The organism is Labrenzia sp. OB1, from assembly GCF_001624695.1.
Taxonomy (GTDB): domain Bacteria; phylum Pseudomonadota; class Alphaproteobacteria; order Rhizobiales; family Stappiaceae; genus Roseibium.
In genome coordinates this window covers 1-1,929 of the sequence record NZ_JSEP01000079.1, presented here as the reverse complement: position 1 = coordinate 1,929, position 1,929 = coordinate 1, and the positions used below count along the sequence as shown (strand labels likewise).

1 protein-coding gene and 1 pseudogene are annotated in these 1,929 nt (G+C 55.3%); both read right to left on the bottom strand.

Annotated features, from left to right (window positions below; translation table 11 throughout):
• A pseudogene (locus tag OA90_RS27755) lies at positions 1-800 on the bottom strand (ABC transporter substrate-binding protein); the annotation flags it as partial.
• Positions 801-1,050: 250 nt separating this feature from the next.
• Positions 1,051-1,929: flagellin (locus OA90_RS27750; protein ID WP_279625838.1), on the bottom strand; the 879-nt coding region annotated here is incomplete at its 5' end.

Sequence of the window (1,929 nt, the reverse complement as noted above, 5' to 3'; positions counted from 1 at the left end):
TCATCGAATTCCGCACGAACGCCCGCAACGCCCTCGATGGTATCGAGAAGGTCCTGAACGGTGGTACCAGCCGTGACTGCCAGCGTGGAGCCGGAAATAACAGCAGTTGTGGAAGAACCGTCGTTCAGCGTCAGGGTGTTGGTTGTCGAAATTCCGGTCGCGGAAGAGAGCAGGGAGCTGGAGTTCAGCGCCTGACCGTCTCCGTCCGTAAGAGTGAAGGTGTTCTTGCCGCCTTCCAGCTGGAAGGATGTCGCACTGCCTTCGCCTTCTGCCAGGTCCGAAAGGTTCAGGCCGGTGGACAGAGTTGTATCAGTGTAGTCGACAGCTTCGATTTTCAGCTTGGACGTGGAGTCTTCGTTGAAGATCGTGGTGAGGTCGTTGCCATCGCCGGCAAGCAGGTTCTTGCCTTTGTAGGAGCTGTCTTTCGCAATGTCTTCAATCTGTTCGAGAAGGCCATTGTACTGCTCTGCGAAGGTTTTCCGCTCATACTGGCTCTGTGTCTGCAGAGCCTGGTTGGCTTTCGCCTTTGCAGTTTCCACCAGATCCGTGATGGTCTGGATACCCTTGTCCGCCGCCTTGATGGTCTGAAGGGACTGTCCCATGTCGTTCAGAAGGGTGGACAGGTCACTCGCACGTGAGTTCAGGCCGGAAGCGGTGAAGAAGCTGTTCGGATTGTCCAGAGCAGAGTTGACCTTCATTCCGGTGGCCAGTTTGTTCTGGACGCCGGACATCAGATCTGCGGTGGACTGAAGGGTAAGAAGGTTCTGCCGAACGGCGGCTGAGAGGGTGATGTCGTTCATCAGTATGTCCCTTTCCTGGGGTCGCGAAGTCTTCTGCTCTTCCTGAGCAGGTTGATTAGGATCATCTCCTGTTAACCCTAATCATTGGTTAACTGGATCGCATTTTAGAGTTAACGAAACATTAAAAGACTGAAAGAGATGAAGGAATTCGATTGGCGACCGGGGGAGGGGAAGGGGTGCCTTCGGTTGAGGACCCAAAAAAAGGCGGGCCTGAGCCCGCCTTTCCTTGTCTTGAAAGCTTTTTGAGAGCTTAGAAGAGACGCAGAACGTTCTGGTCCGCCTGTGCTGCGAAGGACAGCGAGGTGGATGCCAGGCTCTGGCGGGTCTGCAATGCGAGAAGGTTTGCACCTTCCTCATTGGTATCTGCCAGGGTCAGTTTTCCGGCGCCTTCCTCGAGCGTGTTGATCATGCTCTTCGTGAAATCCTGACGGTTTTCAACGATGGAAAGATTGGTACCGAATTCAGACGCCTGCGTGCGCAGGGTGCTCAGTGCCGTGTTCAGGCGATCCACTGTCCGTTCAATGGAGGAGTCCGTCGCAAACCCGGAGTCCGACAAAGCGGAAATGTTCACGCCGTCACTGTCGGCTGTGTAACTGTCTGCATTGAAGTTCGAGTTGTCACTCGTCAAGGCCAGATCAGTTTCACTTTCGAGAGCGATCTTACCGGTCGCAGTATTGAATTCCGCCGATACGCCCTGGAAGTCGTTGATGAAGTTCACCAGGTCGTTAACCGAGGAGTCTTCTTCGATCTCGAACGAGCCGAGTTCGTAGCCGTTACCATCGGTCAGGGTCAGCGTGTCGCCCGTATCGAAGGAACCACTGTCGATCAGTGTGTCCGATGTCGTGGTGAACGCTGCCGCGGTCACTGCGACCAGCTCAGCAGTGGTCGAGACGTCATTCTGCAGAGCGATGGAGTCGTTGGAATAGACGGTGACCTCGCCGGTGCCTTCATCGAATTCCGCACGAACGCCCGCAACGCCCTCGATGGTATCGAGAAGGTCCTGAACGGTGGTACCAGCCGTGACTGCCAGCGTGGAGCCGGAAATAACAGCAGTTGTGGAAGAACCGTCGTTCAGCGTCAGGGTGTTGGTTGTCGAAATTCCGGTCGCGGAAGAGAGCAGGGAGCTGGA